Annotated in this window: 13 protein-coding genes; 2 read left to right on the top strand and 11 right to left on the bottom strand. The window is 24.5% G+C overall.

From position 1 onward, the window contains the following. Nucleotides 1–146: 146 nt before the first annotated feature. The 3 genes from JNUCC81_RS08885 to JNUCC81_RS08875 all read right to left on the bottom strand — a co-directional run bounded on the left by JNUCC81_RS08885 (nucleotide 147) and on the right by JNUCC81_RS08875 (nucleotide 3,036). Nucleotides 147–1,478 (bottom strand): sensor histidine kinase, encoded by a 1,332-nt coding sequence (locus JNUCC81_RS08885; RefSeq protein WP_208334781.1) that lies wholly within the window; start codon nucleotides 1,476–1,478, stop codon nucleotides 147–149. 149 nt (nucleotides 1,479–1,627) lie between these two features. Further along, nucleotides 1,628–2,278, bottom strand: a complete 651-nt coding sequence (locus JNUCC81_RS08880) for an NAD(P)/FAD-dependent oxidoreductase (protein ID WP_454096253.1) — start codon at nucleotides 2,276–2,278, stop codon at nucleotides 1,628–1,630. 161 nt (nucleotides 2,279–2,439) lie between these two features. Then, nucleotides 2,440–3,036 (bottom strand): hypothetical protein, encoded by a 597-nt coding sequence (locus JNUCC81_RS08875; protein WP_454096252.1) that lies wholly within the window; start codon nucleotides 3,034–3,036, stop codon nucleotides 2,440–2,442. A gap of 621 nt (nucleotides 3,037–3,657) precedes the next feature. On the opposite strand from JNUCC81_RS08875, the gene JNUCC81_RS08870 reads away from it, so the two are divergent. Next, nucleotides 3,658–4,617, top strand: a complete 960-nt coding sequence (locus JNUCC81_RS08870) for a calcium/sodium antiporter (protein WP_454096251.1) — start codon at nucleotides 3,658–3,660, stop codon at nucleotides 4,615–4,617. Nucleotides 4,618–4,704: 87 nt separating this feature from the next. On the opposite strand, the gene JNUCC81_RS08865 is transcribed toward JNUCC81_RS08870, so the two are convergent. Then, complete coding sequence (locus tag JNUCC81_RS08865; protein ID WP_454096250.1) at nucleotides 4,705–7,113, bottom strand: ATP-binding protein; 2,409 nt, start codon at nucleotides 7,111–7,113, stop codon at nucleotides 4,705–4,707. A gap of 527 nt (nucleotides 7,114–7,640) precedes the next feature. Beyond that, entirely contained in the window at nucleotides 7,641–7,850 is a 210-nt protein-coding gene (locus JNUCC81_RS08860) for a hypothetical protein (protein ID WP_454096249.1), read from the bottom strand. A gap of 310 nt (nucleotides 7,851–8,160) precedes the next feature. On the opposite strand from JNUCC81_RS08860, the gene JNUCC81_RS08855 reads away from it, so the two are divergent. Beyond that, a complete protein-coding gene (locus tag JNUCC81_RS08855; protein WP_208332192.1) occupies nucleotides 8,161–8,679 on the top strand; it encodes a superoxide dismutase family protein in 519 nt (172 codons plus the stop codon). Between the two features lie 60 nt (nucleotides 8,680–8,739). Here the strand turns inward: JNUCC81_RS08855 and JNUCC81_RS08850 are convergent, their stop codons facing one another. The 6 genes from JNUCC81_RS08850 to lysA form a co-directional block, all read right to left on the bottom strand. After that, on the bottom strand, nucleotides 8,740–8,883 hold the full coding sequence (locus JNUCC81_RS08850; protein ID WP_208332191.1) for a DUF4177 domain-containing protein: 144 nt from the start codon (nucleotides 8,881–8,883) through the stop codon (nucleotides 8,740–8,742). 276 nt (nucleotides 8,884–9,159) lie between these two features. Then, entirely contained in the window at nucleotides 9,160–10,572 is a 1,413-nt protein-coding gene (locus tag JNUCC81_RS08845) for a potassium/proton antiporter (protein ID WP_454096248.1), read from the bottom strand. Between the two features lie 503 nt (nucleotides 10,573–11,075). After that, a complete protein-coding gene (gene rbr / locus JNUCC81_RS08840; protein WP_454096247.1) occupies nucleotides 11,076–11,660 on the bottom strand; it encodes a rubrerythrin in 585 nt (194 codons plus the stop codon). Between the two features lie 178 nt (nucleotides 11,661–11,838). Next, on the bottom strand, nucleotides 11,839–11,964 hold the full coding sequence (locus tag JNUCC81_RS08835) for a hypothetical protein (RefSeq protein ID WP_454096246.1): 126 nt from the start codon (nucleotides 11,962–11,964) through the stop codon (nucleotides 11,839–11,841). Nucleotides 11,965–11,996: 32 nt separating this feature from the next. Further along, nucleotides 11,997–13,253 (bottom strand): sensor histidine kinase, encoded by a 1,257-nt coding sequence (locus tag JNUCC81_RS08830; protein ID WP_454096245.1) that lies wholly within the window; start codon nucleotides 13,251–13,253, stop codon nucleotides 11,997–11,999. Between the two features lie 312 nt (nucleotides 13,254–13,565). Continuing rightward, nucleotides 13,566–14,876, bottom strand: a complete 1,311-nt coding sequence (lysA, locus tag JNUCC81_RS08825; RefSeq protein ID WP_454096244.1) for a diaminopimelate decarboxylase — start codon at nucleotides 14,874–14,876, stop codon at nucleotides 13,566–13,568. Nucleotides 14,877–14,926 lie beyond the last annotated feature (50 nt).

The raw sequence follows: 14,926 nt of genomic DNA, 5'->3' as shown, positions 1-14,926 counted from the left end.
GCATTAGTATTATTTGGAATATTAATTTTTTTATTCTATTTAATATGTAAAGCATATTTTTTATAAACATTCTAATATAATAAAAAGTCTATAAATAGATACTTTTTAAGTATCTATTTATAGACTTTAACTTAAATATATAATAATTAAGTTCTTATAGGAACCTGTATAGCAAATTCAGTTTCTTCTTCATCACTATATACTTCAATATTGCAATTATATGATTTTAATAATTTTTTTATTGCATATAGGCCATATCCTCTATTATTTCCTTTAGATGAATATCCCATTTCAAATATTTTGTTTGTATCTTCAATTTTTCTGCCATTATTTTTAACTGATATGTTATGGTATTTATCTTCTTTATATATATCTAAGTGTACATATTTATATTCTTTCTTGCTATTTTTAAGTTCTTCAATTGAATTGTCTAGTATATTCAAAATAATTGCATTCAATTCTGACTCTAATAGCTCTATATCTTCTAATGAGCTATCTACGCATGCCGTTAGTTCAATATTATATTTTATAGCACGAGATTTTTTTATATTTAAAGCTGCATCTATATAGTCATTTCCTGTATTATAGTATACATCATTGTTTCCTATATTATTTGACATACTTAATATATAATCCCTTGCAGATTCATTATTACCCTTAGATACTTGCATTAATATTACTTGTAAGTGATTCATATAATCATGTTTCTGAGTTCTTAACAGGTTTACTGTTTCTTCCATTTGTTGTATGTTCTTTGTAATAAGATTATTTTCTATTTTTTTTAATTGTTTATTTTTATTTATAGTTATTATAGATATGATTGAACAAGTCAATGATACAATACAAAACACTATAATTATTATTTGTAATATATTTTCATTTGTTTGTCCTACTTTTATTACTTTATTTACATAAAATACACCTATAGACACTAAGACGATTACTCCATAGCTTAATACTATTATAATATTTCTAATAAACTTATTTATATCTATATTTTTATTAGTTATTTTATCGGATATATTAATATTTTTCCTATCTCCAATAAAACAAATCACTAGTAATAATACCGTTGGCATGCTAAATATTAAAAGTCTAACCACGTCATGTTCTATTAGAATACGAAAATTTAATCCCATCATTTTTATAATTATTAAAATTAATAATTCTGATAAAAATTTAATCCCTACTACTATGCTGTATGCCATTATACAATGTGTCAATTTTGGTTTTGTATATAAATAAAATACTAATAGCATTAATAGTATCCTTAATAATTTAATATCTCCCATATCTATAATGTTTGAAATTACTAAAAAAATTAAACAATATACTATAGCTATCTTAATGGATTCTCTTTTTGTTACCATATTTCCTAAAATATAATTCATAAATAAATATATAGATATTATTTCTGGAATATGAACTAATATTGATTCTTCTAAACTTATATAAATCCCTCCCTCTATATATCCCACTTATAAATTATATTAGCATATGTACGTACTTTTTTCATCTTTTTTTCTGAAAATTCCACTATTTTTTACCATTTTTCGACATTTTTTACATTTAAATTTAAAATAATTTTATATTTTAAATGTAGTTGTATTTTTTTGATAACTATCTTTTATAGCAATTCTTTTTTAAACTTTTCTATGCCTACTCTATCTATCAAATTTCCAAGTTTTTCTCCTCTTTTGCCATAGCTATTATAGTAGCTTAAAACTTTTTTTATCATCTCTAATACTTCTTCTTCATTTATATTTTCAACTAATATATCTGCTGGTCTTGGATTTAAACCAGTAATGCCTCCAACTGTTATAAATAAATTTCCATTTCCATCAGCTACTACACCTATATCTTTAGAGTAAGCGCTTATACATGAGTTTTTACACCCAGATACTCCTATTTTAGTTTTACCAGGAAGTTCAAGTCCATAAAATTGTCTAGTTATCTTCATTCCTAATCCTATGCTTGAATATTTTGACATTCTACAAAAATTTGAAGAACAAATTTCAATATTTTTTAATGAATATTTGCTCCTAATTACTGGATTCATATCTAATTCTTTCCAAATTAGATCTAAATCTTCTTCTTTTAAATTTATTATAGATATGCTTTGAGTTGAATTAATTCGTAATCCTCCACCATATTTTTTAGCTATTTCACATATCTTTATAAGATTATCTGGTGTAATAAATCCAGCTTCTATATATGGATTAATTGTATATCTTTTTTTTCCACTTATATTTTTTTGTAATCTGCTATATTTAGTCATTAGTTACTCCTTTTTTAATTTATATTAAAAGTATTATACAGTATCTGGTTTATAAAATCTGTAATATTTGTTACGTTTATTTTAGTTTTTATATCTACTAGGAATTTAATAAAATATAAAACCCCTAAATTTGCGATATAATTTAGGGGTTTTATATTTTATTAAATTTTATCTATATCCTCTTTTTTTATATCTAGCCACTGTTCTAACTCATCTAGTATTTTTTTATTATTTCTCTTTTCTTCATGTATTTTATTAATCTCTTTTGTCACTTGATTTTTATTTAAAAGTCTATACTCCATAGATTCACTTCCATCTTCATATATATATTTTATTTTATCATCTAAAACCTTAATTGTATATGTATGATAAATAATTTCATCATAATACAAAGATTTTACTTCATAAAATATTGTATCTTTATTTTCTTTTTTATCTAAAATATCATCTATTGGAAATTCTTCATTAAATATATAATTAATTATTTTATCTTTTTTAAAATACGTTATAACAATATCATCCTTTGTATCATTAACTATATACTTTCCAGTAATTTGATTTATTAATTTATTGCTTCCTATGTTTTGTATACTCTCTTTTTTATAACTTAAATCCTCTTCACTAAATATAATACCTATTTTTTTTATTAAAATACTTATAAATAATACTGATAGTAATGTAATTATTAATATCTTTTTCTTTGACATTTGTAACTTATCTTTCTCATTTGATTCTTGATCAATATCTTTTTCTTTCAATTCGTTCCCCCTCCTATCAAATTGTTGTACTAAATAACTAGCTATAAAATCTTATTCAAATACTTTTCTATAATTTCAAAGAAATACCTTCTGTAATTTTATTGTAAATATTTTTTATAATGTATAATAACTTAATTATTGGATAAAATTTGAATATCATCCATAATGATTTTATATAAATTTTCTCATCTCTAATATACTAAATAAGAAGACAGGCAATGACCTGTCTTCTTATTTAGTGTTCAGCATATATCATTTTTTTGTCATACCTCCATATACAATTATATTAGCTCTATTTATACTATTTTCTTCAAATTTATGCTCAGTTATATCTATTGCTATTACTTATGCATTTTGTTTAGCATAAGCTTTTACTATACTTCTTCTTATACTATTACTTTCTCCTGTAATAAAATAACCTTTCCTTTATACATCTAAATCTCCTTAGTTATTTTATTTTTATATCAAAAACTATCTATTATATAGGATATATTATTTTTTTCTTATTTTATATAAATAAAAGAAATAATTTTAATTTTATTATTTTATTATACATATTCTCTATGGTATACTAGTTTGTATGCTAAAATGAATATTTGATATATCATAAGGAGGGTTTTAATGCCATTTTTGTTTTTAATTATCGGTTTTATGTTTCTTATAAAAGGAGCAGATATATTCGTAGAAGGAGCGGCGTCTATAGCTAAAAAGTTCCATGTACCTCCTATGGTTATAGGGTTAACTATTGTTGCAATGGGAACAAGTGCTCCAGAGGCTGCCGTAAGTGTTGGATCTTCTTTAGCTGGTCAAAATGATATGAGTATAGCTAATGTTGTAGGATCTAATTTCTTCAATATACTTATAGTTTTAGGTGTTTCTTCTATAATAGCTAAGTTACCTGTACAAGAAGATACTATAAAAAAAGATACTCCATTTTTAATATTAGTAAGTTTAATATTAGTGTTTTTAGGATTCAATTTAAATTTAGGTAGAATAGATGGTCTTATACTTTTAATCGTATTTGCGTTTTTCTTAATAAACACTGTCAAATCAGGGCTTAGAAGTAGCAATAATAATTCTATAGATAATAATGGCGAAACTGCTGTTGCCATAGATACATCCATAGAAGAATCCTTCTCTATGCCTAAAACTATATTAGTTTGCTCATTCGGTATTATAGGAATAGTTCTTGGTGGAGATATAGTTGTAAATTCTGCAACCACTATAGCAACTTCATTTGGTATGAGCCAAAACTTAGTAGGTCTTACTATAGTTGCTGTAGGTACTTCATTACCTGAATTTGTTACATCTATCGTAGCTATAAAAAAAGGAGAAACTGAAATAGCTATAGGAAATGTTATAGGTTCTAATTTATTTAATATACTTTTAGTTTTAGGTTTAGCAGCAGTAATAAATCCTATTACTATGAGTACATTAGCTTTAATAGATGTTATTTTTATGACTATTATAACAGTTCTTTTATACTTATTCATGAAAAAAAATAACTCTCTTGTTAAGAAACAAGGAGTTGTATTAGTAATATTATATATTGTATATATGATATTTACTATAATTAGATAGTTTTTATAAAATATATTTTTTTATATCATTTTAAGAAATACCTTGTAGAGTAGATATCTAATAAAACATCTGCCCTACAAGGTATTTTTATAAAGAATATATATCTGAAAATTCTATATTACATTTTTCAATCTGAAAATCTGAATAATTTCCATCAGGTATTGTTTTATGTTCTTCTTCTACTGTTACTATTGGAAGTTCAAAGATAAATTCTGAACCTACACCTTCTTCACTATTTACATATATTTCGCCTTTATGCATTTCTATCAAAGATTTTGTAAGTGATAGTCCTATACCACTACCTTCACATCGTCTTGTTAAAGAGTGATTAACTTGTCCAAATCGTTCAAATATCAATCCGAGTTTTTCATTTGATATACCAACTCCATTATCTTTTATTGATACAATAACTTTGTTATCTTTATGCTTTATATCCACTATAATTTCCCCATTTTTATCAGTGTACTTAACTGCATTAGATAAGATATTTAGCACAATACGTTCAATCTTATCTGGATCACATGCTATTACTGTTTCTTCTCTATCTGTATCAAAAATAATATTTATATGCTTATTTTCTGTATAATTTATCACAGACATTGATATATCTTCTATTATTTGTACTATATTATAATTACTAAGCTGTAATTTATAAAAACCTGTATCTATTCTTGTCATATCAATTAAATTATTTACAAGCCTTAGTAATCTATATGAATTTTGTTTTATTGAGTTAACATATTTATTTAAATTTACATTTTTTTTAGAGTATATTTCATTTTTATCTATCTTCTTATTTAGTAATTGCATAGTTCCAAGTATAATATTTATTGGTGTTTTAAATTCATGAGAAATATTAGCGAAAAATTCATTTTTAATGCTTTCTAAATGTATTGCTTCTTCAAGAGATTTCCTTTCTTCTTCTCTTATTTTTTCTTCTGTGATATCTCTAGCTGTAACAACAAACTCTTCTGTTTCTCCTATCAATATGCTACTAAACTCTAACCATTTATATTCACCGTCTTTGCATAAACATCTTTGGTTTAGACGAATTATTTCTTCCCTATTCTTGGCTTTTGAAACATTCATTCCCGCATCTAAGTCATCTATATGAATCAAGCTAGCCATATTCATTGATAATAATTCTTCACAACTCCATCCAAGAGTTTTTGACCATTGATAATTTACCTTTTTTATCCAACCATCCTTATTAACTATCCCCATAATATCAGTTGCTGTTTTTAAAAATAATTCTAGCTCATTTTCTACATCTCTTCTTTTTTCAAGCTCTTTTTTAACTTCTCCTGACAATCTGTATTTTTTTATAAGTATACCAATTTCCATAGCTATGGTTTTCATAAAACTATCTAAGTTATTCATAGGTAAGTTTTTATTTTTATAAGAAATAGATAAAATGCCAATAAATTCTTCATCTGTTGTAATATTATATACACCTGTATATTCAATACCATTGTTTATTAATTTTTCTTTATTAAATACTTTGTATCTATTATTTATATGACATATGCCTTCTTGATTTTCTTCTTTTATGTACTTATTAAGTTCATCCTTTGAAAATTTTATATTATTTTGATTTTCAAATGTAATATTTCCAATTCCAAGTTTAACTATCGGTACCATTAACTCTCTTTTAGCATCATTTAATAGTAATACCATACCGTCTACTTCTAGATGTCTAGATAAATCTTTCATCATATCTTGTAGCATCTTATATAAGTTAGTATTTTTATTATTTTTATTCAATATGCCATATAAGGCAGACATATCATTATGACCCTTAGATATATCTAATTCTAAATTTTTTCTTACTGTAATATTTTTAGATGTTCCTATTAAATATTTTGTGCTTCCATTTACGCCAATTATCTGTGATTTAAATATTTCAAAATACTCGTTTCGTTTATCTGAAAGTATTTTTTCTTCATATAATATAGGTTTTCTTGATTGTAATATTAACTTATCTTCTTGTTCATATACCAAAGCTCTTTTATAATCCCAAATATCCCGATCATACTTACCTTGTATTTTATGTTTTTCTTGTTTTGTATATTCTAAGTAGCTTTTATTTGCATATATATACCGCCCTTTTATATCTTTAATCCAAGTCATAAAAGGAACTTCATCTAATAAATTTTCTAAGTCTTCTTTTGTATAATATTTATCAGTTAACTCTTTAGCTACGATAAAAATTGATTCTTTATTATTATATATATCTAAGATTACTTTTGAACTTAAATTTATTATATTTTTAGATTTTGAATATAACTTTAATTCTATCTTCCCTTTATTTTTATTTCTTAATAAGTCTTTTATATTAAAGTCTTCAGTCAACAAAATATTATTTATACTAAAATTATATATATCATCTTTGTTGTAATTTAATCTTAGCAATAATTTATCATTGCAGTATTGTATCTCCCCTTGATAATTGACAACTAAAATATAGTCGCTTACCTCATTTAGTATATGATTCATGTATTAATTTTCCTCTCTGCCCCAATTTATGTACTATTATAGTATATATATTTTTATGCTAAATTTCATTAAAATTTAATTAATTTAAAGTTTTTATACGTTTTTTCTATTTTTATAAACTTTTATACATAAATATGCTACATTTAATTTTGTAATGCACTATTAAATAGTATTTATATTTTTAATATTTTCTTAATAGCATTAATAATAATAAATATTGCTTAAGAGAAGACTTATAAATGTTTTTTCTTTAAATTCGCCTAAAGGAGATTTGAAATCAATTAACTTATAAAGTGATTTTTTCAACTATGATGGGAATACTATTTTGCTCAATAAAAAAGCTACTAAATTATATTTAGTAGCTTTTTTATTATTAATTCATCAACAAAAATAGTCTTGGGCAAAATATTAATATAACATTTGTATACTATATAATTATTATATCATAATTTTAAATCATAGTTAGGTTTCTTATAGTAATTTATTATGCTTATTTTAAATAGTTATTATTAGAAATTTTAATAACATTATATAAACTCAATATATTTAACATTATTTTTATCTATTGAAAAAGAACTACCTAAATCTCTACCTGACATAGTTAATAGACTAACTTCTTCATTATTATTAAACATATTTGCCCATTCAACTAATGAGTTGAAATTTCTAATGCTATCTTTTTCGATTATTCTTTCAAAACCATTTTTAAAAGTTATTTTTATTCTATTATATTTCAATTCTATCACCTTCCTAATAATAGAATATACCCTATTTGTAGTTTTTGTAATTATTTTATATTTTTATAATTAGTGTATAGTTATCTAAAGTATGGTTATAATTTTAATATCCCACTAATATTTTTTACTTATCTTTATATTTTTATATGTTAAAGACAGGCAACGGAGCCTGTCTTTTTTGTGTTTATTTTAATAAATAATACATTAGCTAATATAAGTATGCTACTCATGTTAAGTCACATTATATATTCACATAACATAGAATAAACTGTATATATTTTATGAAAATTGTGTTAAAGGAGTTGCTTTTATGGATAAATCGTGTCCTAAGTATAATATTAGTGAAATTTTTTCTTCATATGACCCTGGCGAACCAGATGCATATGCAAAGTTAAAAGGAGGACCACTAGCACCTTGCATTAAAGGTGATATCTTTTTATACCAACTACAAAATGGAGTGTATATAAAAGCATATATAACAGGAATACCTACCACTACTTCTTCGGGAAATCCTACTAGTTTTCATGGCTTCCATATCCATGAACATGGTGATTGTAGTATTGGAACTGCTACAGATCCTTTTTTAGCATCTGGTAGTCATTGGAATCCAACTAATCAAACTCATCCTATGCATGTAGGAGACTTACCTCCTATATTATCTGCAAATGGTATTGGTATTTTATCTGTTTACACTGATAAATTCACAGTATCAGATTCTATAGGGAAAGCTTTTATACTTCATGAAGGTATTGATGATTTCACTTCACAACCCTCAGGTAATGCTGGTCCAAGATTAGCTTGCGGTATTATAGTCTCTTATAGAAGATAAACTTTCAGTTACTAAAATAAAAATGAGCCAATAAGTATTAAATACTTATTGACTCATTTTTTAATTAACGGGTCTTTTAAAGTAATGCCATGCATTGCATACACAAACTAATTCCCATCCACTTTTCCCATATTCATTTAATGTTTCTGTAGTTTTTTCTCCAGCACCTAAAACCATAACACATTTATATTCGTATATTATCATCTAATCCTCCTTTAAGTTAATCCCTTATTATTTTTATATTATGAAAAACTTTAATATATTCTATTTATTAATAAGTAATTTTCTATTCTTTGAGAAAATGTAAATACAATACATAAATTATATTTTCTCTTTATATATTCCATTACATTCCTCTATTATATCTTCATTATTAAAGCGAATTACGCCATTTTTCCCTTAATATTAATTTTTATAATCTCAAAATAAACTACATAAAAAACCGTATCCTATAATTAGATACGGTTTTTATAATTATCTTTATAGTAAATCTTCTATTTTATCACCACTTAATACTAAGATGTCTCCACCTTTTATAATTGTTGATCCTTTAGGTATTAATACTTTATCTTGTCGTTTTATCATAACTATTAGTATGTCTTCCGGTATATTAGAATCCATTATACTTTTATTTGCCCATTTGCTCTCTTCAGATACATTTACCTCTATAAGTTTGCTACTAATTTCACCATCATAATCGTTAAATGTCTTCAATACAGTTGTACTATTATCAACTAAATCTAGCTTTTTAGCTACAGCAGGAATTAAAGTGCCCTGTATTCCTACTGATATTAATGCTATAAAGAATATTATATGGAATATGTCATTTTCTATAATTACACCTTGAGTCACAGCATAAATTGCAAAAACTATTGATGCAGCTCCTCTTAATCCTACCCAAGAAATAAATAATTTTTCCTTATTTGAAAAATTAAATCGTCCTAAAACTATAAATGTTGATAATGGTCTTGCAACAACTATCATAAATATAGATATTGCTATGGCTATTCCAATCACACTTGGTAATTTAGAAGGGAATGATAAAAGTCCTAACATAAAGAACAGCATTATTTGCATAATCCATGATATTCCATCAAAAAAATGAACTAAACTCTTTTTATGAGGTATTTTACTATTACCTATAATAATACCGGCCATGTAAACACTTAAGTATCCATTACCTCCAACATACTCACTAATTGCATAAGAAAGCATGGCAATAGCTGTAATAAATATAGTATAAAACCCTTCTATTTCAAATTTTGAATTTCTTAAAATATAAACAGATACTTTAGCTAATACAGATCCTATTGCTAATCCGAAAACTATCTGCTTTATTACCATAGGAACTATAAGCTCTGAACCTGAGTTGTTCATTAGTGTTAATACAATTAATGTTAACATATAAGCTATCGGGTCATTACTTCCACTTTCAACTTCTAACAATGATGCTAAAGATCCCTTTAAATTTAGTTTCTGAGAACGCAATACAGCAAATACAGATGCTGCATCTGTTGATGCTACAATCGCTCCTATAAGTAAACCTTCTAGTAAACTAGTTCCAATTATCATATTACAAAATAGTCCAGTTAAACCTGCTGTAATTATTACTCCTAATGATGACATAAGTATAGACGGTATTGCAACAGGCTTTGCCATTTTCCAATTAGTTCCAAACCCTCCAAAAAACATTATAAATACTAGTCCTATAGAACATAATTGTCTCGTTAGTTCATAGTTGTCAAAGTAAATTCCAACCATTCCATCAGATCCAAATAACATTCCTAGCAAAATAAAAATTAGTAATATAGGTACTCCAAATTTATATAATACCTTACTCGATGTTATACAAATTAATAAAACTAACCCACTTACAAGCATTAATTCAATCATATTATCTCCTCCATGTCTATTAAATTTTTATAGATAATATTACTTATGTCAGTATATCTAATTTTATATATTAACTTTTTAATTCTATATATTAAATAATTATATTTTGAATTTATAATTACTTAATCTTTCATTTTCTCACACTTGATTTTTTTAATTGATTTGATATTTTTTTAAAATTCACTTAGAAATAATTATGAAATACATAGTAATTGAATAAGTAAGATAAAACTAACTAGTAATTTAGATACTTTAAGATATGAAACCTTTTAAAATAATATATATATTAAAATATTTTCTATATAAATATTATATAATTTTTATAATAAATCGTCAATTCATTTTTTTGTAAAATGAAACAATTGCATAATTATTTTTCAATGATGCAATTTAATATTCATTTTTACTATTAAAACAGCTACTTATATATTTAATATTTAATTATAAATTTAAATAAAAAGTAGCTCTAATAATTAGAGCTACTTATATATTTAATTTATTTTTTAATAATTTTCTATAAACACTTCAAAATATCCTTGTGGATGTATGCACGCTGGACATGTTTTTGGAGCTTCTTCACCTTCATGTATATATCCGCAGTTATTACATTTCCATAATACTACTTCATCTTTTTTAAATACAGAATTATTTTCTATATTATTTAATAACTTTCTATATCTTCTTTCATGCCTTTTTTCAACTTCTCCTATTTTTTCAAATGCCGCTGATATCTCAGGGAATCCTTCTTCTTTAGCTACCTTTGCAAAATTAGGATAGTCAACTTCCCATTCTTCATGTTCACCATCAGCTGCAGCTTTTAAATTTTTAGCTGTTTCTTGATGAAAAGATACTGGATATGAAGCATTTATTTCTATAGATTCATCCTTAAAATCTTCTTTTAAAAATTTATAGAATCTTTTAGCATGTTCCTTTTCCTGTTCTGCTGTTTCCATAAATATATTAGCAATCTGAACATACCCCTCTTTTTTCGCTATACTTGAGTAATAAGTATATCTTGTTCTTGCTTGTGTTTCACCTGCAAAAGATTTCATTAAGTTTTCAGCTGTTTTTGTTCCATTTAAAGTCATAGTCAATCCCCCATCTCTTATAAGTTTTGGTTACTTTTTCTATATGCTAACATATTATTAATTAATTTTCAATCCATAATTTTCCATTAACATACGTTTATATTTAATATATAATGTAAATTTGTAACTTTTTTTAATAAAAATTATAATTTTACTTAATTGATATAATATTAACTATTTAATATACTAAATTTATCAAAATATTTATATAAATTAATGATTCATAAACTCCCTTTGATGCAAATATATTTTTTAATACTTTATCTTCCCATTTACTTTTTATAAAATTTAATACTTTGAACATAAAAAATAGATAGGAAAATCCCTATCTACTTTTTATTCTTTAAATATTATTTTAAACTCTGTAAAATCATTATTACTTGATACACTTAGTTCTCCATTATTTTTTTCAACTAACTCTTTTACTATAGCCAGTCCAAAACCATTTTCACTACTTTTTTTAGTTGTAAATCCTGGTTCAAATATCTTATTTATAATTTCATCATTTATCTTAGGACCATTATTTTTAATGTTTATATACACATTTCCAAATATTTTATAAGTTTTTATAACTATTAAACCATTTTCACCCATAGCAGTAACTGCATTACTAATTATATTAGAAATTATTCTTTGAAGATCGTACTCTGAAATATCAATTTTTGATACATTGTACTCTTCTTCTACAATTACATTTATGTTATTTGTTGTTATTGAGTTTACAATAACTGATATAATAGATTCTGAATTGGATAATACTTTTAAATTATCCGAAATAGAGTTATTCCCATTTATAATATCTCTTAAAACACCACCTAATCTCTCATATTGTTCCATTATATAAAGCCCATTTACATATGAAATTTGAGATCCATAGTCATGCTTAACCTTTTTTAATTCATTATTCTTATTCTGTAAGGCTTTATTTAGTTTACTTATTTCATCCATTTTATTTTTTGTATTAACAAAATATAATAGTAAAAATACTAAAAGTAATAATAAAAAAATTATAAATAGATTTTTGAAAAATATACTATCATTTCCATGAATTATTAGTGAAAGAGACAGTATAGTATCAAGAGAAAAAGTTACTATAATAGAAATATCAAATCCATATCTTTTTTTACTTATAAATTGGTATATATTGTATAATTTATCAACATATAATAAAATTAAAAATTCTATTAGCATCATTGGTATATACATAACTACTATTGTAGAAATTTCTTTATTATTTATCGAGACCAAACTTTGCACATATGACCATTGTATATTCCCAAATACAATAGATGTTGCTTGAAATAGAAAGTAAGTTATTACATATGCAATTATTATTTTTTCATAGTTTTTAATATAAAAACAAGTTAATATCACCATACATGATATATTCATAGATATAATTGATAAAGATGTTCCTCCCATTATACGGGTCAATGTAGATATAGATAAAAACATTGCAATTATATTTATTGCTAACCTTATGTGATTTGCTTTACCTTGGATTAGTCCATCTTTTTTGACACAATAGTAAGGAATATATGCTAATAAAACTGATTGTATTATAGTGTTAATCAAATCTGCTATTTGTAGCATAAATTAATCTCCTTTGTATTTTTTTATTAAGTCTGAATATATGTTATTTTTTAGCTTCGCAGTCGTTTTTTGTCATATATTGTTTCATTTTAGATTATAGCATAATTTAAAAATAAAGTATTTATATTTTATTTAGTTATATTGATTTTTTTATGTTTATTTTAATTATTTATTGAAATTTACCTAGTCATATTTTTAGTATTGATAGTAATAATAAATTATATTTAAATATTATAAAAAAATAAAGTAGACTATAAATCGTAAATAATATTTATAATCTACTTTATTATAAGTTTAATATATAAGTTTTATTTAATATGTTAGCTCTAATTGCATCTCTAATTCTAAAAGTTCTTCATAACTTTGTCTTTTACATATTAATCTAGAGTTTCCATTTGATACTGATACTACTGCTGGTTTAGGCATTTTATTATAATTTGACGCCATTGAATAACCATAAGCTCCTGTTGAAGATACTACTAATATATCTGAAGTTTCTATATCCATTATATTTACATCTTTTATTAATATATCTCCACTTTCACAACATTTACCTGCTATTGTAACTTTATTCACTTCATTATGATCCATTTTACTTGCAATAGAGCACTCGTATTTAGCTTTATATAGAGATGGTCTTATATTATCTGTCATCCCTCCATCTACACTTACATAAGTTCTAACATTTTTTATGCTTTTTATGGAACCTACTGTATAAAGTGTACTTCCGGCATTTGCAACTACTGATCTTCCAGGTTCTATTACAAGTATCGGAACTTTTATTCCTATATCTCTACAGACTTCTTTTGCCTTACTAATTATAGCTTCACAATATTCTTTTATCGTTTTGACATTATCTTTTTTGGTATAATAGACACCCATTCCGCCACCTAAGTCAACTTCATTTATTTCTATATTGAATTTTTCTTTTATACTTTTTACTAAATTCATCATTATTACCACTTCATCTAAGTAAGGATCTATATCAAATATTTGAGACCCTATATGAGCATGAATGCCTACTAGTTCTATATTTTTATATTTTTTTACTTCTTCTATTGCTCTATCTAAATCCCCATTTTCAAGTACAAATCCAAATTTAGAATCTATCTGACCCGTTTTTATATAATTATGTGTATGAGCCTCTATCCCAGGAGTTATTCTAAAATATATTTTCTGTTTTTTATTTTCTCTATTACAAATCTTTTCTATTAAATCAAGTTCATAAAAATTATCTACCACAAATCTTCCTACACCTAAGTTTATTCCCATTTCTACTTCATCCATCGTTTTATTACTTCCATGAAATAATATTTTCTCCATTGGAAAATTTGCTTTGTGTGCAGTATACAACTCTCCTCCTGATACTACATCTAGATACATCTTCTCCTCATTTATAAGATTACACATATATATTGGTAAAAATGCCTTACCTGCATAAGCCACTCTATTTTCATCTTCTTCCACTCTAAAATACTTTACAAATTTTTTGCAGTTATCTCTTGCTAACTCTTCATCAAATACATAAAGCGGAGTTAAATATTTTTCTCTAAGTTCACTGCAACTTACATTTCCTATATATAATTGATTATTTCTTACAGACATACTTCCATGAAGTTTCATTATATTACCTCCCTTAATATATAAAAAATCCCTTAAGTTACACTTAAGGG

This window comes from Faecalimicrobium sp. JNUCC 81, assembly GCF_053667625.1.
The sequence above is the reverse complement of the archived record's forward strand: the minus strand, read 5'-3'. Positions and strand labels throughout refer to the sequence as shown.

Bases quoted from the DNA above. Each gene is read 5' to 3' on its own strand.
- JNUCC81_RS08835 (WP_454096246.1), bottom strand. From the start codon at position 11,964: ATGTTCAAAGTATTAAATTTTATAAAAAGTAAATGGGAAGATAAAGTA.
- JNUCC81_RS08865 (WP_454096250.1), bottom strand. From the start codon at position 7,113: ATGAATCATATACTAAATGAGGTAAGCGACTATATTTTAGTTGTCAAT.
- JNUCC81_RS08880 (WP_454096253.1), bottom strand. From the start codon at position 2,278: ATGACTAAATATAGCAGATTACAAAAAAATATAAGTGGAAAAAAAAGA.
- JNUCC81_RS08870 (WP_454096251.1), top strand. From the start codon at position 3,658: ATGCCATTTTTGTTTTTAATTATCGGTTTTATGTTTCTTATAAAAGGA.
- JNUCC81_RS08830 (WP_454096245.1), bottom strand. From the start codon at position 13,253: ATGCTACAAATAGCAGATTTGATTAACACTATAATACAATCAGTTTTA.
- JNUCC81_RS08845 (WP_454096248.1), bottom strand. From the start codon at position 10,572: ATGATTGAATTAATGCTTGTAAGTGGGTTAGTTTTATTAATTTGTATA.
- JNUCC81_RS08850 (WP_208332191.1), bottom strand. From the start codon at position 8,883: ATGATAATATACGAATATAAATGTGTTATGGTTTTAGGTGCTGGAGAA.
- JNUCC81_RS08855 (WP_208332192.1), top strand. From the start codon at position 8,161: ATGGATAAATCGTGTCCTAAGTATAATATTAGTGAAATTTTTTCTTCA.
- lysA (WP_454096244.1), bottom strand. From the start codon at position 14,876: ATGAAACTTCATGGAAGTATGTCTGTAAGAAATAATCAATTATATATA.
- rbr (WP_454096247.1), bottom strand. From the start codon at position 11,660: ATGACTTTAAATGGAACAAAAACAGCTGAAAACTTAATGAAATCTTTT.